This is a genomic window from Lysobacter sp. A286 (genome assembly GCF_054052105.1).
In genome coordinates this window covers 1,898,522-1,919,755 of sequence record NZ_JBSVRJ010000001.1, presented here as the reverse complement: position 1 = coordinate 1,919,755, position 21,234 = coordinate 1,898,522, and the positions used below count along the sequence as shown (strand labels likewise).

The 21,234-nt window shown below is 65.4% G+C and carries 16 protein-coding genes; 10 read left to right on the top strand and 6 right to left on the bottom strand.

Going from position 1 to position 21,234, the window contains the following annotated elements:
• The first annotated feature begins 128 nt into the window (after positions 1–128).
• A complete protein-coding gene (locus tag ACW7G0_RS08815; protein ID WP_456989175.1) occupies positions 129–2,414 on the top strand; it encodes a DUF5916 domain-containing protein in 2,286 nt (761 codons plus the stop codon).
• On the opposite strand, the gene ACW7G0_RS08810 is transcribed toward ACW7G0_RS08815, so the two are convergent.
• From ACW7G0_RS08810 to fusA, 4 genes are all read right to left on the bottom strand, one after another.
• A complete protein-coding gene (locus ACW7G0_RS08810) occupies positions 2,386–2,901 on the bottom strand; it encodes a PIN domain-containing protein (RefSeq protein WP_456989173.1) in 516 nt (171 codons plus the stop codon). The two genes, ACW7G0_RS08815 and ACW7G0_RS08810, sit on opposite strands and share 29 nt — an antisense overlap.
• A complete protein-coding gene (locus ACW7G0_RS08805) occupies positions 2,898–3,596 on the bottom strand; it encodes a hypothetical protein (RefSeq protein ID WP_456989171.1) in 699 nt (232 codons plus the stop codon). The genes ACW7G0_RS08810 and ACW7G0_RS08805 overlap by 4 nt, the downstream gene beginning before the upstream one ends.
• Positions 3,597–3,611: 15 nt before the next feature.
• Complete coding sequence (locus tag ACW7G0_RS08800) at positions 3,612–4,205, bottom strand: DUF1439 domain-containing protein (protein ID WP_456960989.1); 594 nt, start codon at positions 4,203–4,205, stop codon at positions 3,612–3,614.
• Positions 4,206–4,364: 159 nt separating this feature from the next.
• Positions 4,365–6,431 (bottom strand): elongation factor G, encoded by a 2,067-nt coding sequence (gene fusA, locus ACW7G0_RS08795; protein WP_456989169.1) that lies wholly within the window; start codon positions 6,429–6,431, stop codon positions 4,365–4,367.
• 238 nt (positions 6,432–6,669) lie between these two features.
• Here fusA and ACW7G0_RS08790 point away from each other — a divergent pair, with 238 nt between their 5' ends.
• A complete protein-coding gene (locus ACW7G0_RS08790) occupies positions 6,670–7,116 on the top strand; it encodes an OsmC family protein (RefSeq protein WP_456989167.1) in 447 nt (148 codons plus the stop codon).
• A 12-nt stretch (positions 7,117–7,128) separates the two neighbouring features.
• Here ACW7G0_RS08790 and ACW7G0_RS08785 read toward each other — a convergent pair whose 3' ends face one another.
• Positions 7,129–8,007 (bottom strand): PhzF family phenazine biosynthesis protein, encoded by an 879-nt coding sequence (locus ACW7G0_RS08785; RefSeq protein WP_456989165.1) that lies wholly within the window; start codon positions 8,005–8,007, stop codon positions 7,129–7,131.
• 240 nt (positions 8,008–8,247) lie between these two features.
• On the opposite strand from ACW7G0_RS08785, the gene ACW7G0_RS08780 reads away from it, so the two are divergent.
• The 3 genes from ACW7G0_RS08780 to murD are packed head-to-tail and all read left to right on the top strand — an operon-like array spanning position 8,248 to position 13,634.
• Positions 8,248–10,830 (top strand): bifunctional aspartate kinase/diaminopimelate decarboxylase, encoded by a 2,583-nt coding sequence (locus ACW7G0_RS08780; RefSeq protein WP_456989163.1) that lies wholly within the window; start codon positions 8,248–8,250, stop codon positions 10,828–10,830.
• A 22-nt stretch (positions 10,831–10,852) separates the two neighbouring features.
• Positions 10,853–12,229 (top strand): UDP-N-acetyl-alpha-D-muramoyl-L-alanyl-L-glutamate epimerase, encoded by a 1,377-nt coding sequence (murL, locus tag ACW7G0_RS08775; protein ID WP_456989161.1) that lies wholly within the window; start codon positions 10,853–10,855, stop codon positions 12,227–12,229.
• The gene (gene murD, locus ACW7G0_RS08770; protein WP_456989159.1) at positions 12,210–13,634 is read left to right on the top strand and encodes a UDP-N-acetylmuramoyl-L-alanine--D-glutamate ligase; all 1,425 of its coding nucleotides are present in this window, start codon (positions 12,210–12,212) and stop codon (positions 13,632–13,634) included. The genes murL and murD overlap by 20 nt, the downstream gene beginning before the upstream one ends.
• Before the next feature lie 18 nt (positions 13,635–13,652).
• Here murD and ACW7G0_RS08765 read toward each other — a convergent pair whose 3' ends face one another.
• Positions 13,653–14,663 (bottom strand): polyprenyl synthetase family protein, encoded by a 1,011-nt coding sequence (locus ACW7G0_RS08765; protein WP_456989157.1) that lies wholly within the window; start codon positions 14,661–14,663, stop codon positions 13,653–13,655.
• A gap of 188 nt (positions 14,664–14,851) precedes the next feature.
• On the opposite strand from ACW7G0_RS08765, the gene ssb reads away from it, so the two are divergent.
• From ssb to ACW7G0_RS08740, 5 genes are all read left to right on the top strand, one after another.
• Positions 14,852–15,328: a single-stranded DNA-binding protein gene (ssb, locus tag ACW7G0_RS08760; protein WP_456989155.1), complete on the top strand. Its 477-nt coding sequence runs from the start codon at positions 14,852–14,854 to the stop codon at positions 15,326–15,328.
• A 79-nt stretch (positions 15,329–15,407) separates the two neighbouring features.
• Positions 15,408–15,971 (top strand): dTDP-4-dehydrorhamnose 3,5-epimerase, encoded by a 564-nt coding sequence (rfbC, locus tag ACW7G0_RS08755; protein ID WP_456989153.1) that lies wholly within the window; start codon positions 15,408–15,410, stop codon positions 15,969–15,971.
• 4 nt (positions 15,972–15,975) lie between these two features.
• The gene (gene rfbD, locus ACW7G0_RS08750; RefSeq protein ID WP_456989151.1) at positions 15,976–16,875 is read left to right on the top strand and encodes a dTDP-4-dehydrorhamnose reductase; all 900 of its coding nucleotides are present in this window, start codon (positions 15,976–15,978) and stop codon (positions 16,873–16,875) included.
• Between the two features lie 274 nt (positions 16,876–17,149).
• The gene (locus ACW7G0_RS08745) at positions 17,150–19,129 is read left to right on the top strand and encodes an alpha/beta hydrolase family protein (RefSeq protein WP_456989492.1); all 1,980 of its coding nucleotides are present in this window, start codon (positions 17,150–17,152) and stop codon (positions 19,127–19,129) included.
• A gap of 146 nt (positions 19,130–19,275) precedes the next feature.
• Complete coding sequence (locus ACW7G0_RS08740; RefSeq protein ID WP_456989149.1) at positions 19,276–21,222, top strand: OPT family oligopeptide transporter; 1,947 nt, start codon at positions 19,276–19,278, stop codon at positions 21,220–21,222.
• Positions 21,223–21,234 lie beyond the last annotated feature (12 nt).

Genomic DNA, 21,234 nt, shown 5'->3' with positions numbered 1-21,234 from the left:
ATATGTACTGATATACATAACTACAGCACTGGCGCTCAGCCAAGGCGCCATACGTACACACGTATTTTCGGGACCACCTGATGCGCCAACCTGTTTCTGTATCCAATGCTGCTTTTTCCGGACCTTGCATGCGTTTGCTCCCGGTGCTGTCCATCCTCGTTGTGCTGGCCCTGCCGCTTCATACGGCGGTAGCGGCGACAACGGGAGCGGAGACAGTCGAGCCTGGTGCCATCGATCTGGATGGCAGGATCGACCCGGTCGAATGGCGGGGTGCCCACCACTTCAATGACTTCGTGCTGACCCAGCCGCTGTCGCTGCAGCCATCGCCGTACCCCACCGAAGCCTGGGTGCTGGCCACGCCGGACGGGTTGGCGATCGCTTTCCGCAGCCTGCAGGCGGCCGACGTGCCGCGCGTGCGCACCCGCACCCGTCGCGACGAGGATGCACAGGTGGACCGGGTCAATGTCGCGATCGACTTCGATGGCGACGGGCGTACCGGCTACAACTTCATGGTCACGCTGGCCGGTGGCATCGGCGATGAGGTGATCACCAACGAAAGCAGCTATAGCAGCGACTGGGACGGCAGTTGGAAGCACGCGGTCAGCGAGGACGAGGCCGGCTGGAGCGTCGAGATGCTGATTCCGTGGTACATCGCGCCGATGCGCAAGGCCGACGGCGGTACCCGCACTGTCGGCCTGTACCTGGACCGGGTGATCGGCTCGACCGGCGAACGCGTCGCCGCGCCGGGCGCGAGCTTCCAGCGCCCGCGGTTTTTGTCCGACTTCCGGAAGGTCGAGTTGCCGGCCTACAGCCAGTCGCTGCTGGCAATCACGCCGTACGCGGTCGGGGTGTACGACAACGTTGGTGGCAGCAGTGACTTCGACGCCGGCGCCGACATCTTCTGGAAGCCCAATGGCCAGACCCAGCTGACCGCGACCATCAATCCCGACTTCGGCCAGGTCGAGAGCGACGACCTGGTGGTCAACTTCGGTGCCGAGGAAACCTTCTTCAGCGACAAACGGCCGTTCTTCACCGAGAACCAGGGCATCTTCAATTTCGGCCTGCTGATCGACAACAGCCAGTTAATCTACACCCGTCGCGTCGGCGGACCCGCCGATGACGGCAGCGGCCCTGGCGATATCGGCGCGGCGGTCAAGCTCAACGGCAGCCTCGGCGGGACCAACTATGGGTTGATGGCGGCCGAGGAGAACGGCGAGTCCGGCCGTTCGTTCCGCGCGCTGCGGCTCAACCACGACTTCGAACGCCAGAACGTCGGCCTGCTGGCAACCCAGGTGCTGCGGCCGTTCCTGGACCGAGAGGCGCGCGTGCTCGGCATCGACCACCGCTGGCAGCCGACCGATGCGATCACCATCACCAGTAACGTGGTCGGCAGCGACATCGAGGAAGCCGGCCAGACGATCCGTGGCAGCGGCGCCACCACCGTGGTCGAGTATGAGATGGGCAACGGGTGGCGCCAGCAATGGCTGGCGATGCACTTCGGCGACGACCTCGAGGTCAACGATTTCGGCTACCTCGGTCGCAACAACCTCAACTACGGGCACTGGCAGGTCAGTCGCCGCCTGACCGGACTGTCGCAGGATTCGGCTTACGCCTCGCACGATTACCGCGGCCGCATCATCGGCATGGACAACGACCATGGCCTGCGGTTGCAGCGGCAACTGCGCCTGATCCGCTCCAGCGAGCGTCGCGATGGCGGCAACGAATACCTGCAGCTCAACGTCAACGCGCCGCACTACGACGACCTGCTGACCCGCGGCAACCATCCGTTGCGTAAACCGGGCAATTTCAGCCTGTCATGGGAGCGCGATCGGCCGCGCAAGGGGCGCTGGTCGTGGGAACTCGATGCCTGGGTAGGCGGTGGCGGCCTGGCAGGCAATGACGAGATCGGCTACAGCCTCGAGTTCGCCCCGACCTACTACTTCAGCGATGCCCTCAGCGCATTCGTCGGCGGTTACGCGGAGTACACGCCGGATTGGCTGGTGTGGCAGCACGACAACCTGGTTGGCCGTTTCGAGGAGCGTTCGCTGCAGTTCAACGCCGGGCTGGACTGGAGCATCGGCCAGCGTCAGGAGCTGCGATTGAAGTTGCAGGCGATCGGGCTGGACGCGCGGCTCACCGAGGCTGTTCGGGTCGGTGCGGATGGCCACGCGGCGGCGGTCGATCCCACGTTGGCGGACAACCAGGTCGACGACTTCAGCCTGCGCAACCTCGGGTTCCAGGTCCGCTACCGCTACATGCTCGCGCCGCTGTCGGACCTGTATGTAGTCTACGGACGCGGCGGCTACATGCTCGACGAGTTCTCGGTCGGGCCGCGGGACCAGTTGCGCGACAGTTTCAGCCTGCGCGACAGCGAGCAGCTGCTGGTCAAGCTGTCGTACCGGTTCGAGTTGTAAGGGCGCGGACCGGTAGCTCCTGCACGGCATTGTCTGGGGCGATCCACTGTTCGGGGGTGGTGATCTCGAACAGGCCTTCGCGCTTGCAACGTCGCGCCAGCGACAGCAGGTGACGGTCGCGGCTGAGCAGCCAGCGGGCACCCGAGTCGCAAGCGAGTTGCAGGAACTTCTGGTCGTCGGGATCGCTGCAGCGGGGCAGGGCGACGTCGGGCCACGAGCCGGGTTCCGCTTCCATCCCGTGCAACGGCCGCACCAGCGCATCGAAGGCCTCGATCATCGCGGTGCAGCGTTCCTCATCCAGCTTCAGCACCGGGTAGCGCAACACCCGCAGCCATTCGGCGCGACATTCGTGGTTGCCGACCGCGATCACGTCACCGGCTTGCAGCGCCGCCCGCAGCGTGGTCACGCGCGGGTCATCGAACAGCAACAGGTCGAGGCAGACATTGGTGTCCAGCACGATGCGTGGTGATGGAGGCGGTCCCGTCACGGCCGGACTTCACGGATGTCGGCCGATGCGATTCGCCATGCACGCTGCTCCTCGGTAGCGCCGTCGACAACGGCCCGGCGCAACGTGTAGGCGCCCACATACTGGTGGATGCTGCCATCGCGATGGGTAGCACGCAGCGCGATCGGGACCTCGATGTAGCGCGAGCCGGCGGCGGGGTCGACCCGACCCGGCGCCATCACTTCGACCGAGATCCGGACGGTATCGTCGAAGCCATCCGCAAACTGCAACGGCGATTGCCCGCTTGCTTTGCCGTGATCGGACCATAACCGATAGGCCTGGTCATGATGGCCGGTGTTGATTGCCTCGTAATACTCACGTACCACCGCGACCGCCTGGTCCGGGCCGGGCTCGTCGGGCCGCGATTCCAGACCCTGTGATATGTCGGGAGACGTTGGCGCCGACAGCGGCAATCCGCCGTCATCATCGGGCCTGCCGTTGCTGCCGATCGGGGTGTCGACGGGGGCCTGGCTCAACGGCGGGGGCGACCCGATCTGTCCCGGTCCCGGCTGTGCGGGCATGCCGGTGACGCTGTCGCCGGCAGGTCCGGGTTCGGGCAAGGCTTCGGTGCTGGCGGTGTCGTGGCTCACCGGTGTCGAGCGTTCACCGCAGCCAGCCAGGCAACTGGTCAAGGCCAGCAAGACACCCAGCCCAATCGTCGTGCGCAAACCGGTCATGCGGTCGTTACTCCGTCATTCGTCGAGCTTGACCACGACCAGGCCGCGCTCGATGTCGGTCGACTCGATACGGCGCGCGCTGATGCGCTCCAGCAGGCTGCTGTCGAGCCGGTAGACCGGCTCCTCGCGGGCGTAATCGGACAGCCAGGCGCTGAGCAGCTCGCGCGAGGTGGTATTCATCACGCCGCCCAGCCCCGGCAGGTCGACCGATTCTATTACCGGGTCCCGCAGGTGAAGGCCCAGGGTGTCCTGGTCGAAGCGAAGGCCACTGCTAAGCGTGAAATGTCCGAGGGTGGTCATGCTGGTGCTGTCCATTGCCGACAAGCGGATGTTGAAACTCAGGCGCAGGCGGGTGTTGTCATGCGGAATCGACAGGCTCGGATTGGTCAGCCGCAGCGACACCAGGCCACCAAGGCGCTCATACTGCTTCGGGAAGTTGCGGTTGAGTGATTGCTGCAACTGGGGCTGGGTAAACGTGACCTGGCTGCCCAGCATCATGCCAAGCGTGTTGAGGGTGGAACAGCCAGCGGACAACAGGCATATCAAGGCGAAGGCCGAGATGGCGATGCAGGTACGGACAACAGACTTGCAGGCAACCGGTTTGCGCATGATCGATCCTTGCAGGTTTCGTTCGCACGTTACGTGGCGACCGTGAATGGCGGGTTAGCGTGACGACGCCTGTGACAGGCGTGTCGATGCTAGCGCGAAGTGGTTCCCGGTAGTCGAGGGGTCGTGTAGTCGCAATGGCCGGCCGTTGCAGGAGCGGTGCTAGTCCTCCTCGTGTCTGGGCCTGTAGGCCTCGATCAACCGGCGTTGCACCGCCCCGGGGACCGGCTCGTAGTGGCTGAAGTCGAGCGAGTAGCGCCCGCGCCCGGCGGTCACCGACTTCAGCTCCGCCGCGTAACCCTCCAGTTCCGACAGCGGCACCTGCGCCTTCACCACGATCTCGTTGCCGCGCAGCAGGTCGGTGCCATTGATGCGTGCACGCTTGCTGGCCAAGCCACTGCTGATGTCGCCCATGTGTTGCTCGGGCGCGTTGACCTCCAGGTCGACGATGGGTTCGAGCACTTGCGGCGATGCCTTGCCGATCGCATCCAGGAACGCCTTCCGGCCAGCGGCGACGAAGGCGACCTCCTTGCTGTCGACGTTGTGGTGCTTGCCATCCAGCACCAGGACCCGCACATCCTGGATTGGATAGCCGGCGATCGCGCCGCTGTGCAGGACCAGTTGCACGCCTTTCTCGATCGCCGGCAGGAACTGGCCCGGGATCGTGCCGCCCTTGACCTGGTCGATAAACTCGAAACCGCCGCCGCGCGGCAGCGGTTCCACCCGGAGCAGCACCTCGCCGAACTGGCCGGCGCCGCCGGTCTGCTTCTTGTGGCGATGGTGGCCCTCGGCCTTGCCGCTGATGGTTTCGCGATAGGCGATGCGCGGCGGGTGCGAATTGACCTCAATGCCGTGCTTGTCGCGCAGCCTGTCCAGGTTGATCCGCAGGTGCAGCTCGGACAGGCCGCGGATGACGGTTTCGTTGGTCTCGGCCTCGTGTTCGACATGGAAACACGGGTCCTCCTCGGCCAACCTGTGCAGCGCGCCGGCGAGTTTCTGTTCCTGGCCCTTGCTGGCCGCGTCGATCGCCAGGCCGAACATCGGCCGCGGAAAGTCCAGTGGCATCAGGCGGATGTGGGCCTGGTCAACGTCGTCATGCAGCACGGCATCGAAATGCGCGTCCTCGACCTTCGCCAGCGCGGCAATGTCGCCGGGTATCGCGCGGTCGATCTCGACGCGCTCCTTGCCTTGCAACGCATACAGGTGGCCGACCTTGAACGGCTTCTTGCCGTCGTCGATGAACAGCTGGCTGTCCCGGCGCACGGTGCCCTGGTGGACCCGGAACACCGCAAGCTTGCCGACAAACGGGTCGTTGATGATCTTGAACACGTGGGCGATTATCGGCGCGTCGGGATCGGGCACGGTCTTGATGCGTTGGTGCGCCGCGCCGGGTTGGACCTTCTCGAACGGAGGCGGATTGGTTTCGGCCGGGCTGGGCAGCCATTTGCCGGTGACGCCCAGCAGTTCCCTGACGCCCACGCCGGTGCGCGCCGAGCAGAACACTACCGGTACCAGGTGTCCCTCGCGCAGGCACTGCTCGAACGCCGCGTGCAACTCGTCAGCAGACAGGCCGCTTTCACCCCGGTCGAGGTAGTGCTCCATCACGGGCTCGTTGATTTCGACCACCTGGTCGAGGATCTTCTGGTGCCAGTCGGCGACCGGGCCGAGGTCGCTGCTTCCATTCGGGCCGCCGGTGTCGGTACCGCCGAGGCAGTCGATCACCGCCGTCGCACCGGCCACAGGCAGGTTCAAGGGCAGGCATTCGGAGCCGAATTGCTGCCGGACCTCATCCAGCACCCGCGCTGGATCGGCGCCGTCGTGGTCGATCTTGTTGATGACGATGACCAGACACAGCCCGCGTGCCTTGGCCCGGGCCATCATCCGCCGCGCACCGTAGTCGACCCCGGTGCTGGCGTCGAGCACGATCGCGACGGTCTCGATCGCGGCCAATGCGGACAGCGTGGGGCCGCGGAAGTCCGGATAGCCGGCGGTGTCGATCAGGTTCAGGTGGATGCCGTCGTGGTCGATGCCGGCCATCGCGATGTCGAGCGAGTGGCCGCGTTGCTTCTCGACCGGATCAAAGTCGGACACGGTATTGCCGTGTTCGACGCTGCCTGCCGTCTGGATGGCGCCGCCGGCGAGCAGCAGGGCTTCAAACAAGGTGGTTTTGCCGGCGGCGGGGTGGCCTGCAAGCGCCACGTTGCGAATATCCTGGGTGCGATGGGACATGAGCGGACTTCTCCCTGCAGTCAAGGGTGGAAGGCCGTCATGGCTGTCCGCGCAGCGCGTCCGAGCGGGCTGCGCTCGGCGGGCGGTCATGGCGGGGGGCCGGCACGGGGGCCGGACTTGCAGCCTCGCGCCGCCACGCGGGCGAGTCAATAGGCGGCGCGGAAGTCCCGTCAGCATGTTGCGCTAACACTCCCGCCGCTAGCCTGTGGTTTCCCCCGACACTCAAAGGAAACCGCACATGGGCATTTCACGCCACGCCACCGCACATTGGGAAGGCGACTTCAAGACCGGCAAGGGTCAGCTCAGCACCCAGAGCGGCCTGATGGACAAGACCCGTTATGGCTTCAACAGCCGCTTCGGCGACGGCGATACCGATGAAAGCCGCGGTACCAACCCCGAAGAACTGATCGCCGCCGCCCACGCGGGCTGCTTCACCATGGCGTTGTCGGCCAAGCTGACCGAAGCCGGCCATCCGCCCGACAGCCTGGACACGCGGGCACAGGTCGACTTGTCGATGGAGGGTGGGCCGTCGCTATCGCAGATCCGGTTGACGGTCGAGGCCCGGGTGCCGGGGATCGACGAGGCCAGTTTCCAGTCGATTGCCGAGGATGCCAAGGAAAACTGCCCGGTATCGAAGGCGTTGAGCGCCGTGCCGATCTCGATGAAAGCGACGCTGAAAGCCTGACCCGTACCGGTCCTACCAGTGAAGGGTGCCGCGCACGATCGGGCATACCCGGCCGCCGGACCAGACCTCGCCGTCCCGGTCCACGTGCAATTGCAGCCGCGCATCGAATCCAACTTCGCGTCCCTGGCTGGCCACGTAGCGACCGTCGCGGCCGGGCAGGTGCTGGTTGTGGGCCAGCCAGGCGGCGATCGTCGCATTGGCGGCGCCGGAAGCGGCGTCCTCGAACGGCGCCCCCGCGCCGACGAAGGCGCGCACCGCCAGATCGTAATCGTGGCCATCATCAGCGCGCGCGAACGCGCAGATGCCCATGCTCCCAGTGGCGGCGGCCAGCTTGGCGATCGCAAGCCAATCGGGGGTGGCGGCACGCAGGTGCGCCTCATCGGCGACTTCGACCAGCCACCAGCGGCGTCCTCCGTCCATCAGCGCCGGGGGTAGGCTGCCCGCTGCCAAGCCGCTCAGGGCGGCCGTCAGCCGAGGGTCGTCGACTGCCGCGACCTCGACCACCTTTGCCCGCGGCGTACGCACCGCGATCGTCTGTTGCCTGCCTTCACCGTGGACGGCGAGCGGCAGCACGCCGCCGATGCCTTCCTGCACGACCCGGCCTTCCTTTGCGGTCACCATGCCAGCGTCCAGTACCGCGAACGCCGTTCCCACGCTGGGATGGCCGGCGAACGGAACTTCGCGCTGCGGGCTGAATATCCGTATCCGGTAATCCGCGCCCGGCACCGTGGGGGCAAATGCGAACGTCGTCTCGGGACGATTTGACCAGCGGGCAATGGCCTGCATTGCCGCATCGTCCAGGCCGTCGGTATCGAGGATCACGGCCAGCGGATTGCCCGCGCCCGGTCGGTCAGCGAACACATCCAACTGCAAGTAGCGGCGCAACGTCATTGCGGTGAGGCATCCTGTGGGTGTTGCCGGCGCAATGGCTGACAGCGCGTCAACCAGGCAACCGGAGGACGCTGGATTCTAAAGGGTTGTGTCGAGACGTTGGGTCAAGCAGCATTCCCATGTGCATCGGATTGTCGCCGGTTGCACACTGTGCTTGCGACGCAGGCATCGGATTAGGATGGGAACCCGTTTTATTCACCCAGGCCGGCGTGCGCTACCGGTTCAGTCGAGGACATATTGGTGGCGCAAGCGCAAAGATGGGCGGTGTTGAAATTTGGCGGTACCTCGGTATCGCAACGTGAGCGGTGGGACACCATCGGCCGTCTGGCCGGCAAACGCATGGCGGACAGTGGCGTGCGCGTGTTGGTGGTGGTCTCGGCGCTGTCGGGCGTGACCAATGAGCTGCAGGCGATCTGCGACGGCGATGATGCCGACGCCCGGGGCCGGGCGCTGATCGAGCGCCATCGCGCGTTCTGCGTCGAATTGGGATTGGACCCCGGCTTGGTGCTGGGCACACGTCTGGACGAACTGCAGGCCTTGCTGCAATCGCCGGGTGCGGCAGCGCGGTCGCTGTCCTGGCAAGCCGAGATGCTGGCCCAGGGCGAACTGCTGTCCTCCACGCTGGGCGCGGCTTACCTGCGCAGCCAGGGCTTGGATATCGGCTGGTGCGACGCGCGCGAGTGGCTGGAAGCGGCCGAACTGCCCAACCAGAGCCCGTGGGCCTGCCGCCTGTCGGTGAACTGCAAACGCGAGGCCGAGCCCGGCTTTGGCCAGCGCTTTGCCGCCCAACCGGCGCCGATGCTGCTGACCCAGGGGTTCATCGCCCGTCATGCCGACGGCGGTACCGCATTGTTTGGCCGCGGCGGCTCGGATACGTCGGCGGCGTGTTTTGGCGTGCTGTTGAACGCCGAGCGGGTCGAGATATGGACCGACGTGCCGGGGATGTTCAGCGCCAATCCGCGCGAAGTGCCGGAGGCCCGCTTGCTGGTGAGGCTGGACTACGCCGAGGCCCAGGAAATCGCGACTACCGGTGCCAAGGTTTTGCACCCGCGTTCGATCGGTCCCTGCCGCCGCGCCGGAGTGCCGATAACGATCCTGGATGCCCAACGCCCCGAACTGCCGGGTACGCGGATCGAAGGCGCCATCACGACCGTGCCCGGAGTGAAGGCGATCAGCCGCCGCGACGGGGTGGTACTGGTGTCGATGGAGAGCATCGGCATGTGGCAACAGGTCGGCTTCCTGTCCGACATCTTCGACCTGTTCAAGCATCACGGCCTGTCGGTCGACCTGATCGGCTCGTCGGAGACCAACGTCACCATTTCCCTGGACCCCAGCGAGAACCTGGTCACCAGCAACGTGATCGAGGCGCTCGCCACCGACCTGGCCCTGGTGTGCCGGGTCAAGGTGATCGTGCCCTGCACGTCGATCACCCTGGTCGGCCGCGGCATGCGTTCGCTGCTGCACCGGTTGTCGGACGTATGGGCGACATTCGGGCGCGAGCGCGTGCACCTGATCAGCCAGTCGTCCAATGACCTCAACCTGACCTTCGTGATCGACGAGGCGGACGCCGATGGCCTGTTGCCGGTGCTGCATGCCGAGTTGATCCGCAGCGGCGCGATGCCAACCCTGGATGCCGAGGTATTTGGTCCCAGCTGGCGCGAGATTGTCCACGGCAAGACCCAGCGACGGACGCCTTGGTGGCTGGGTGCGCGTCAGGACTTGCTGGAACGTGCCCGCGCCGGAACGCCGCGTTATGTGTATGACCTGGATACGGTGCGCAGGCGTGCGCGCGAAGTGGCGTCAGCCACCGCCGTCGACGGCTGTTTCTACGCGATCAAGGCCAACCCGCATCCGGCTGTCTTGCGCGTGCTGGCGACCGAGGGGTTCGGGTTGGAATGTGTGTCGGCGGCGGAACTCGACCACGTGTTCCAGCATGTCCCCGGACTGTCCCCGCAGCGGGTGTTGTTCACCCCCAGTTTTGCGCCGCGCCGGGAGTACGAGGCGGCGTTTGCGCATGGCGTGACCGTCACCCTGGATAATCTGGAAGCGTTGCAGAACTGGCCGGAAGTGTTCCGTGGCCGCACCATCTGGCTGCGGCTGGACCTGGGCCGCGGCGACGGCCACCACGAGAAGGTCCGCACCGGTGGCGTCAACGCCAAGTTCGGCCTGCCATTGCCGAAGTTCGACGACTTCCTCGCTCGTGCCCGCGAGCTGGATATCCGTATCAGCGGCTTGCACGCCCATTTGGGCAGCGGCATCGACGACCCACGGTTCTGGCGCGAGGTGTATGCCGAGCTGGTCGCACTGGCAGACACGGCCGCCAGCGTGGAAAGCATCGATATCGGTGGTGGCCTGCCGGTGGCATACACGCCCGACGCCCATGACTTCGACCTCGCCGCATGGGGGGCTGGCCTGGACGAGATCAAGGCCAGCTACCCGCGCTACCGGCTGGTGGTCGAACCGGGCCGCTATCTGGCCGCCGAGTGTGGCGTCCTGCTGCTGTCGGTGACCCAGGTGGTCGAGAAGGATGGCGTGCACCGGGTTGGCTGCGATGCCGGCATGAATGCACTGATGCGGCCGGCGATGTACGACGCCTGGCATGGCATCCACAACCTCAGTCGCCTGGACGATCCGGTGACGGCAACCTTCGAGGTGGTCGGGCCCATCTGCGAGACCGGCGACGTGCTGGGCCGCGCCCGGCTGCTGCCGGCCGCCACCGCCGAGGACGACGTGGTGCTGGTCGCCGATACTGGCGCCTACGGCATGGCGATGGCCAACACCTACAACCTGCGGGCGCTGCCGGCAGAGGACATCATTGAATGAGACACGGCATGAGTAACAGGCAATGAGTAACTGGAAGTTCCAGCGTGACGCGATCGACGCGTTCCGTTTCGTCCGCTGCAGTTTCGACCCCGCCAATGGAGTGGCGCAGCTGGTCTATGCGTTTGACGGTCCGGACATGGTGGAGACGATCACCGTGCCGGGGGCGCCATTCCTGCTGGACGATACGCGTGCGGCCGCGGTGGAGAAGGCGCTGCAACTGCTGCACCTGATCGCCGGGGTGAGCTATTACAAAGCGGCGGTGCCGGAGCAGATCCGGATCGACTCGTATGCCATTGACAGCGACACGGCGGCCTTGCTGGAGACCATCTATCTCAATGGCCTGGGTGAGTTTGCGTATCGCAATGGCCTGGACCTGCATGGCCGGATCCGCTTCCCGAGCGGGAAGCAACCCGCCCCCGGCCTCGCTCCCGCGGTGGGTCTGGGCGAGCACGCGCTGGTGGCCATTGGCGGCGGCAAGGATTCGCTGGTCAGTATCGAGGCGCTGCGCGCACTCGGGGTCGAGCAGACGGTCAGCTGGATCGGCGGCTCGCAGCTGATCAAGGCCTGCGCGGAGCGCACCGGTTTGCCGACACTGAACGTCGGTCGCGCGTTGGCTTCTCAACTGTTCGATTACAACCGCGAGGGCGCCTGGAACGGCCACATTCCGGTGACGGCGGTGAACTCCGCGATCCTGGTGCTGGCGGCGCTGTTGCAGGGGGCCGGGCAGGTGGTGTTCTCCAACGAGCGTTCGGCCAGCTACGGCTCGTTGATCACCACCGATGACGGCACGGTCACCACCGAGGTCAACCACCAGTGGTCGAAGGGCTGGGCGTTCGAGTCGGCGTTTGGCGGCTACGTCGAGAAGCACGTTGCCGCCGATCTGCACTATTACTCGCTGCTGCGCCCGTTGAGCGAGCTGGCGGTTGCGCGTCAGTTCACCCGCACCGATCACTACGACGCGCATTTTTCCAGTTGCAACCGCAACTTCCATATTCTTGGCGAGCGCCCGACCAACCGCTGGTGCGGGGTCTGCCCGAAGTGCCATTTTGTGTTCCTCGCGCTGGCGCCATTCATGAGTAAGCCACGGCTGGTCGGCATCCTCGGCCGTAACCTGCTGGACGACACCGCCCAGGCGGCCGGTTATGACGCCTTGCTGGAGTACCGCGACCACAAGCCGTTCGAGTGCGTCGGTGAAGGCCGCGAGTCGCGCGCCGCGATGGCCGCGCTGGCCGAGCGTCCTGAGTGGCGCGAGGATGCGCTGGTCAAACGCTTCGTCCGCGAGATCCTGCCGCAGTTGGACGCCGACGAACTGCGGATCGAGCCGTTGCTGGTGCTCGATGACGAGCAGCGGATTCCGCCGCGACTGTGGGAACGATTGCGTGCGCATCTCGCAACTTGACGGCCAGAACGTCGCGTTGTGGGGCTGGGGCCGTGAAGGCCACGCCGCTTACCGCGCGATCCGATCGCGACTGCCGGAACTGCCGCTGACGCTGCTTTGTCAGGATGATGAAGTTGCCGACGCAGCTGCCCTGGGAGATGCCCGGCTGGCGGTGGAAACCGATGCCAGCGCCGGGCGCTTGTCGAGCTTCGACATCGTGGTCAAGTCGCCCGGTATCAGTCCATACCGCAACGAGGCGGTTGCCGCAGCCGGGCAGGGCACCCGATTCATCGGCGGCACCGCACTTTGGTTTGGCGAGGAGGCTGGCCCGGACGGTGTAGTCGGCAATGCCGTCTGCGTGACCGGCACCAAGGGCAAGAGCACCACCACCGCGTTGCTCGCCCATCTATTGCGTGCCGCCGGTTACCGCACCGCGCTGGCCGGCAACATCGGCTTGCCGCTGCTGGAGTTGTTGGACTTGCCGCAGGCGCCGCTTGATCCCCCGCAGCGACCGGATTACTGGGCGATCGAGCTGTCGAGCTACCAGACCGGCGATGTGGCCGACAGCGGTGCACGGCCGCAGATAGCCGTCGTGCTCAACCTGTTTCCCGAGCACCTGGATTGGCACGGATCTCAGGCACGCTATATCGAGGACAAGCTGCGGCTGCTGACGGACGCGCGGCCACCAATCGCGGTGCTCAATGCCAATGACTCCACCCTGGCGGCGCTGTCACTGCCCGACAGCGACGTGCATTGGTTCGGACGCGATGATGGCTGGCACCTACGCGAGGACACGCTGTATCGCGGTGATCAACGGGTCATGGATACCGCCGCGCTGCCGCTTCCCGGCCGTCACAATCGTGGCAACCTGTGCGCGGTGCTGACCGTGCTGGAGGCTCTTGGACTGGATGCGGAGGCGCTGGCCGATCACGCGATCGGGTTCCAGCCGCTGCCGCACCGGTTACAGGTGCTTGGTACGCATGGCGCGGTCAGTTACGTCAACGATTCGATCAGCACCACGCCGCACGCCAGCCTGGCCGCGCTGGAGTGTTTCGGCGGCCGCCGGGTTGCGATCCTGGTCGGCGGCCATGACCGTGGTGTCGACTGGTCCGGCTTTGCCGCGGCGATGGTGGATCATGCACCGGCTGCGGTTGTCACCATGGGCGCCAACGGTCCACGGATCCACGCGCTGCTTGAACCGCTGGCTGCGCGCGGCCGCTTCCAGCTTGCGGCCGCGCCCGATCTGCCTGAAGCGGTCCGGCAGGCCGAGCACGCGCTAGGCGGCGGGGGTGTGGTCCTGCTTTCCCCCGGTGCCCCCAGCTTCGGCGCGTATCGCGACTATGTCGCCCGCGGCCGCCATTTCGCCTCCCTGGCAGGTTTCGATCCAAACGCGATCAGTACGATTCCGGGACTCGGCGTGAGTTGACGAATTCCAACACAACCTTCAATGGTCGCGGTTGACCGCATACGCGATCAGGCCGCGCAGCGCGGACACGTGATCGTTGTCTTCCAGTCCGTCCAACGCCTGCTCGGCGAGTTTGGCGTAGTCGAGTGCACGTGCGCGGCTATGCTCCAGGCCGCCGGTGGCGTGGATCGCCGCCAGCACCTCGGGCAATGAATCGGCATCGCCATGCTCGATGGCCGCTCGCAACCTGGCGGCGGTGTCGGCATCGGAGTGCCTGATTGCATGGATCAGCGGTAGCGTCGCCTTGCCCTCGGCGAGGTCGTCGCCGAGGTTCTTGCCCAGGGTCTGGGCATCGGACGAGTAGTCGAGCACGTCGTCGGCGATCTGGAACGCGTAGCCCAGGTTGAGCCCGCAATCGTGCAGGCGCTGCTGGGTGGCCTCGTCGGCGCCGGCCAGCAGGGCGCCCAGGCGTGTCGCGGCCGCGAACAGTACCGCGGTCTTGCGCTCGATCACGCGCAGGTACGCGGCTTCGTCGGTGTCCGGGTTGCGCACGTGCAACAGCTGCAGGACCTCGCCCTCGGCGATCAGGTTGGTGGTGTCGGCCAGGATTCGCTGCACCGGCATGCTGTCCAGTTCGACCATCAGTTGGAAACTGCGCGAATACAGGAAGTCGCCGACCAGCACGCTGGCCGCATTGCCCCACACCGCATTGGCGGTCCGGCGTCCGCGCCGCAAGTCGGACTCGTCGACCACGTCGTCGTGCAGCAGGGTGGAGGTGTGGATGAACTCGACCACCGCAGCCAGTTGATGAACCTCGGCGCCGATACTCTTGCCCGATGGGGTGAGCGCGCCGGCGGCCAGCAGCAGCAGCATCGGTCGCAGCCGCTTGCCACCGGCGCCGATGATGTACTCGGCGACCTGGTTGATCAGCACCACGTCCGAGGCCAGCCGGCGCCGGATCAGCGCATCGACGGCGGTCATATCCGCGTGGGCGAGGGCCTGGATGGCGGGAAGACCGGGAACAACGGGGTTGCTGGCGGCGGCGTGCATGAGGGAACCGGAAGCGATGGACCAGCAATTATAGATGTTCCGCTGCGACGCTGGCCGCGGCCCGGGTTCACAACCGCACGGGCGCAAACCCTACCGGCTGGTTCGGGCTTTACCGACGGCGAGCCCGGGATGGATCGGTATACTTGACTGCCCGTCGCCGCCCGTGGCGACCCAAAAGGACCGCACCCATGGCACGTGGCATCAACAAGGCGATTCTGGTCGGCAACCTGGGCAACGACCCAGAGACCAAGTACACCCAAGGCGGCATGGCGATCACCAAGATCAGCCTGGCCACCAGCAGCTCGCGCAAGGACAAGGACGGCCAGCAGATCGAGCGCACCGACTGGCACCGGGTGACCTTCTTCGGCAAGCTCGGCGAAATCGCCGGCGAGTACCTGCGCAAGGGCAGCCAGGTCTATATCGAAGGCTCCATCCGTTACGACAAGTACACCGGCCAGGACGGTGTGGAAAAATACTTCACCGAAATCATCGCCGACGAGATGCAGATGCTCGGTGGCCGTGGTGAAGGCGGCGGTGGCGGTGGCGACCGCAGCGAGCGTCCGTCCCGACCGGCGGCAAGTTCGGAAGCGCCCCGCCGCGAGGCTGGTCCGGCCAAGTCGAACGACTTTGGCGCGGACTTCGCCGATGACGACATCCCGTTCTAGGAACCTGCCGGGCCGTCCATGACCGGGCAGGTGCCTGCCCGGTATCGGTCTCGACCATCATCGCCTGAAGGGCTTGCCATTGAAGTTGATCCAGACCGAGCTGCCCGGGTGCGTGGTCATCGAGCCGCGGGTGCTCAATGACGAGCGTGGTTTTTTCTACGAGTCGTTCAACCACGACAGAATGCGCGAGAACGGACTGCAGCCGGTGTTCGTGCAGGGCAACGTTTCATGTTCCACCCGCGGCGTACTGCGTGGCCTGCATTACCAGTGGCCCAATCCGCAAGGCAAGTACCTCTCCGTGCTGGAGGGGGAGGTCTGGGACGTCGCGGTCGACATCCGCCGCGGATCGCCTCATTTCGGTCGTTGGACCGCCGTGGTGCTGAGCGCGCATAACAAGCGCCAGCTCTGGATTCCCGAAGGCTTTGCCCACGGGTTCGTGACCCTCAGCGAGCAGGCGGTGTTCACCTATCTGTGTACCGCGACCTACGACGCCCAGGCCGATCGCAGCTTGCGCTGGGATGATCCGCGCTTGGCGATTGATTGGCCGGTCAGCGCACCGGTGCTGTCGGCAAAGGACATGAAAGCGCCGCTGCTGGACGACATTGCCGACGGTTGCCTGCCAACGTTTGAGCCACCGGAGTGAGCCGTTGAAGATCCTGTTGATGGGCGGTAACGGCCAGGTCGGCCATGAATTGCGCCGCAGCCTGGTGCCACTGGGAGAACTGGTGGTCAGTACCCGCGATGGCCGCTTGTCCGATGGTGGCCGGTGCGAGGCGCTGGACCTGTCCGATCCGGAAGCGATCGACGGGTTGATCCAGCGCAATGCGCCCGATGTCGTGGTCAACGCAACCGCCTACACCGCGGTGGACCGTGCCGAGGATGAGCCGGAACTGGCATTCCGCAGCAACGCCGAGGCTCCCGGACGCATGGCCGCCGCCTGCGAGCAGGTGGGTGCGAGCCTGATCCACTATTCGACCGACTATGTATTCGATGGCAGCGCAGAGCGTCCGTACCGCGAAGACGACCCGACCTCCCCATTGGGCGTCTATGGCGCCAGCAAACTCGCCGGCGAGCAGGCCATTGCCGCCACCGGCGCCCGTCACCTGATCCTGCGCACTGCGTGGGTGTATGGCCTGCATGGCGGCAATTTCCTGCGCACGATGTTGCGCCTGGGCGCCGAGCGCGATGAGTTGCGCGTGGTTGCCGACCAGATTGGCTCACCAACGCCGGCCTGGTTGATTGCCGACGTTACCGCGGCCGTGCTGGAGCAGGGGCTCGTCGAGTCCGGCGTGCGTCATCTGGTCAGTGCCGGTCAAACCAGTTGGCACGGTTTCGCCGAGGCGATTTTTGCCGATGCGGACGCTCGCGGGATGATCGATCGGCCACCACGGGTGCTACCGATCACCACCGCCGAATTCCCGACGCGTGCGGCCCGTCCGTCGTGGTCGGTGCTCGATACCCACCGTCTCCGGGACGAGTACCGGGTCGAACTTCCGGACTGGCGGGAAGCGCTCGCCACCACACTGGGGGCGGCCTCGCGCGAGTAGAGCGGGCGGCGATGGATGCAGTACCCTTGCCTGCAGGGGCGCTAGTCAGGGGTTTCATCAGGGTCAACGGGAATTTTCGCGGACAGCAGGCGGCGGCATGACGTTGCCTGTCCGTTGAGTGTTTCCGTGCCCGCTCCGGCTATCCGCCAATCAACTGCTCCCGGTCTTGATCGCCGTGGGGCGGGCACTGTTGACCGCTGGATAAGCGATAGAAAGGAGATCTACATTGAAAGTCATGGTCAGTACTGTGTTGTTGGCGGTTGCGTTGCTCTCGATGTCCGCCGTAGCTGCCGATGAAGCGACCGCCGTTGCAGCGGGCAAAACCACTGCAACCGTTGATGTCGAGCGCTTTGTCAGGACCGACAGTTTCAACGCGATCAAGATCTCGCCGCGTGGGGATTACTATGCCGCCACCGTGGCGCTGGATGATGGCGAGCGCACGGCGCTGGTGATTACGCGACGCAGCGACCACTCGATCGGCGCGACGTTCGTGTTGGGGGCAAACACGCACGTTGCCGGCTTCGCCTGGGTCAACCCCGAGCGGGTACTGATCAGCATGGCCGAGAAGTTGGGTGCGCTCGACAAGCCCCAGGCCACCGGTGAGTTGTATGCCGTCAATGCCGATGGCAGCCAGGTCGAGTTCCTGGTGGGTCAGCGCGTCCAGGGTGCTGGGCCGGGTACGCGGATCCAGGCGAAAAAAGTTGAACGCGTCGCCGCGGTCCTGGTCGATGATCTGCCCAATGATGATCGGAAAGTGATTATTTCGGTCAGTCCATTCAACAGTGACCCATACACCCGCGCCGAGCTGCTGGACGTCTACAGTGGTCGCCGCGTGCAGGTCGCCAGTGCGCCGGTGCGCAACGCGCGGTTCGTGGCCGACAACCAGGGTGTCGTCCGGTTTGCCGTCGGGATGGACACCGACAACCGGGAGCGGCTGTACTACCGCACCGGTAATGGCGCGGGTTGGCAGTTGCTCAACGACGCGGATGAAACCGGATTGAGACAGTGGCCGATCGGTTTTGACGCCAACGACCAGGTCGCCTATCTGGAAGCCGAGCAAACCAGTGGCCCCAACGTGATCGTCGCGTTCGACATCGCTGGACAGACCCGCAAGCTGGTTCAGCGCGACGACAACGTTGACCCGGCCCGGGTCATCTATCGCAATGGCAGTGCGGTCCCGGTGGGCGTGTTGCTGGACGACGGCAAGCCGCGCACCGCATTTTTCGACGAGGACTTGGACGAGGCAAGGTTGTATCGCAGCCTGGAGGCGGCCTTCGGCAACCAGCCGGTGTTGATCGACTCCCAGACCGCCGACGGCAAGATCGCCTTGGTGGAAACCTGGAGTGACCGCAACCCGGGCGACTTCTATTTGTTCGACAAGGAGGCCAAGAGCGCGGAGCTGTTGTTGAGCCGGGCCGACTGGTTCGATCCAGCGCAGATGGCAGTGACCCGGCCGATCGAACTCGATGCCCGCGATGGCTTGCCACTGCACGGCTACCTGACGCTACCCAACGGTTCGGATGGCAAGTCGGAGCCGATGGTGGTGTTGCCGCATGGTGGTCCTTTTGGCATCCGCGACACATGGGGGTTCGACGAGGAGGTGCAACTGCTCGCCGAAGCTGGCTACGCGGTGTTGCGACTGAACTTCCGCGGCTCCGGCGGTTACGGCAAGAGCTTTATCGATGCCGGCGCGCAACAGTGGGGCAAGGCGATGCAGGACGACCTCACCGATGCGACCCGCTGGGCAATCGATCAGGGTATCGCGGACCCGGGGCGGATCTGCATCTATGGGGCCAGTTACGGTGCCTATGCCGCGTTGATGGGAGTCGCCCGGGAGCCATCGTTGTACCAATGCGCCGTGGGCTACGTCGGCGTTTACGATCTGCCGACGATGCACACCCACGGCGATATCCAGCAGCGCGGCTCAGGTGAGACCTACCTGCGTGAGTGGATCGGTGATCGCAGCCAGCTTGCCGCCGTCTCTCCCAACAATCTGGCTGACCGGATCAAGGTGCCGGTTTTCCTGGCCGCCGGTGGGGAAGACCAGCGTGCGCCAATCGAGCACAGCAAGATGATGGAACGTGCGCTGCGCGCCGCCGGGGTCCCGGTGGAAACCCTCTACTACGACACCGAGGGTCATGGGTTCTATCTCCAGTCGCACCGCCGGGAGTATTACGTCCGGCTATTGGCCTTCCTGTCGCGGAGCCTGGGTGGCGGCACCGCTAATGGGGCCGGTGCCGGGGAGGCCGAATAGCCGGGCTCCGGCGGTGTCTGGTGCCGGCCGTCGGCTGACGATCGGCACGCGTGCTGGCTGCGGGTTCTCGGCTATCCTCGATAGCTCGTATTTTCCAGGGCGGTGTTTTCCGCACCGGTCCGGCCGACGTAGCAATGGAGCGTTCGATGAGTACCACGGCACTACCGCAACTGACCTTCCGCGCCGTCGTACTGGCGATTATCCTGGCGGTGGTGCTGGCTGCGGCCAATGCCTACCTGGGACTGTTTGCCGGCCTGACCATTGCTACCGCGATTCCGGCCGCCGTGGTCTCGATGGGCGTGCTGCGGCTGCTCGGCGGCGGCAGCATCCTGGAAAACAACATCGTCCAGACCGGTGCATCGGCAGGCTCGTCGATCGCGGCCGGCGTGATCTTCACCATTCCGGCGTTGATCATCCTGGGCTACTGGGACGACTTCCGTTATTCGTGGGTATTGGCGATTGCCGGCCTGGGTGGATTGCTGGGCGTGTTGTTCTCGGTGCCGCTGCGACGGTCGATGATCGTCGAGGATCCGTTGCCTTTCCCCGAGGGCAAGGCGGCGGCGGAAGTCCTCAAGGCCGGTGACAGCCCGGGTCCCGGGTTGAAGATACTGGCCTTGTCCGCGGTGGTGGGGTCGGTGGTCAAGCTCGCCGCGAGCAGCGGTCTGAGGGTCATTCCCGACGCCTGGGTGCAGGCGGGCCTGCTGGGCAACGGCAAGGTCCTGGCCTACCTGGGTACCGGCTTGTCGCCGGCATTGCTGGGCGTGGGCTACATCGTGGGGCTGAACGTCGGCATCGTGGTGGTGTCGGGTGCGGTGTTGTCGTGGCATATCGCGATCCCCCTGTATTACGCCTTCTTCGCCAGCGCCGACCCGGTGCTGGCCGCGGAGCTGGCCGGGCAGGGCGCGGCCGAGGCGGCGTTCACGATCTGGAACGCAAAAATCCGCTATCTCGGCGTCGGCGCGATGCTGATTGGCGGGATATGGACCCTGTTCTCGCTGCGCAAGTCGCTGGTATCGGGGATCAAGAGTGGTATCGCGGCCGCGCGCAAGGGTAGTGGCGAGGTGGTGGCAGAGACCGAGCGCGACCTGCCGATGAAGTGGATGCTGGTGGCGCTGGTGGCGTTCGTGATCCCGCTGGGTGCGCTGTACCAGGCGATCGTCGGGCAATGGCTGGTCAGCATCCCGATGACCATCATCATGATCGTTGCTGGCTTCCTGTTCGTCTCGGTGTCGGCTTACCTGGCTGGGCTGGTGGGCTCGTCCAACAACCCGGTTTCAGGCATCACCATCGCCACCATACTTTTTGCCTCACTGGTGCTGGTCTTCCTGCTCGGACGCGACTCGCCGATCGGCGCCGTCGCCGCGATCATGATCGGTGCAGTGGTGTGCTGCGCCGCGGCAGTAGGCGGCGATAACCTGCAGGACCTCAAGGCCGGCTACCTGGTCGGCGCGACGCCGTGGAAGCAGCAGCTGATGCTGGCCATCGGTGCATTTTCCTGCGCGCTGATAATGGCGCCGGTGCTTAACCTGCTCTCGGCCGCCTATGGCATCGGCACGCCGACCGACGCGCATCCCAACCCACTGCCGGCGCCACAGGCGATGCTGATGGCATCGGTGGCCAAGGGCATGTTCGGCGGCAAGCTGCCGTGGTTCATGATTGGGCTGGGCGCGGCGATTGGTGCGCTGGTCATCGCGCTTGACGAATGGCTGAAGAAACGCGGCTCGAAGTTCCGGGTACCGGTACTGGCCGCCGCGATCGGCATCTACCTGCCGCTGGAACTGATGGTGCCGATCTTTCTGGGCGGCCTGTTGGCGCACTTCGTGGAGCGCAGGCACAAGCTGGCCGCCGACGATGAGGATGGTAAGGACCGCATCCACCGGCCCGGCGTGTTGTTCTCGGCCGGGCTGATTACCGGTGAGGCATTGATGGGCATTGCCATCGCGATACCCATCGTGGTGTCGGGACGCGCCGACGTGCTGGCCCTGCCGGCTGCGTTGAATTTCGGCCAATGGGTGGGTCTGGCGGTACTGGCATTGGTAGGTTGGCTGCTTTATCGCGCCGGGGCCAAAGCCGATCCTTCGGTCACCAATTGATACGGTTGCGGC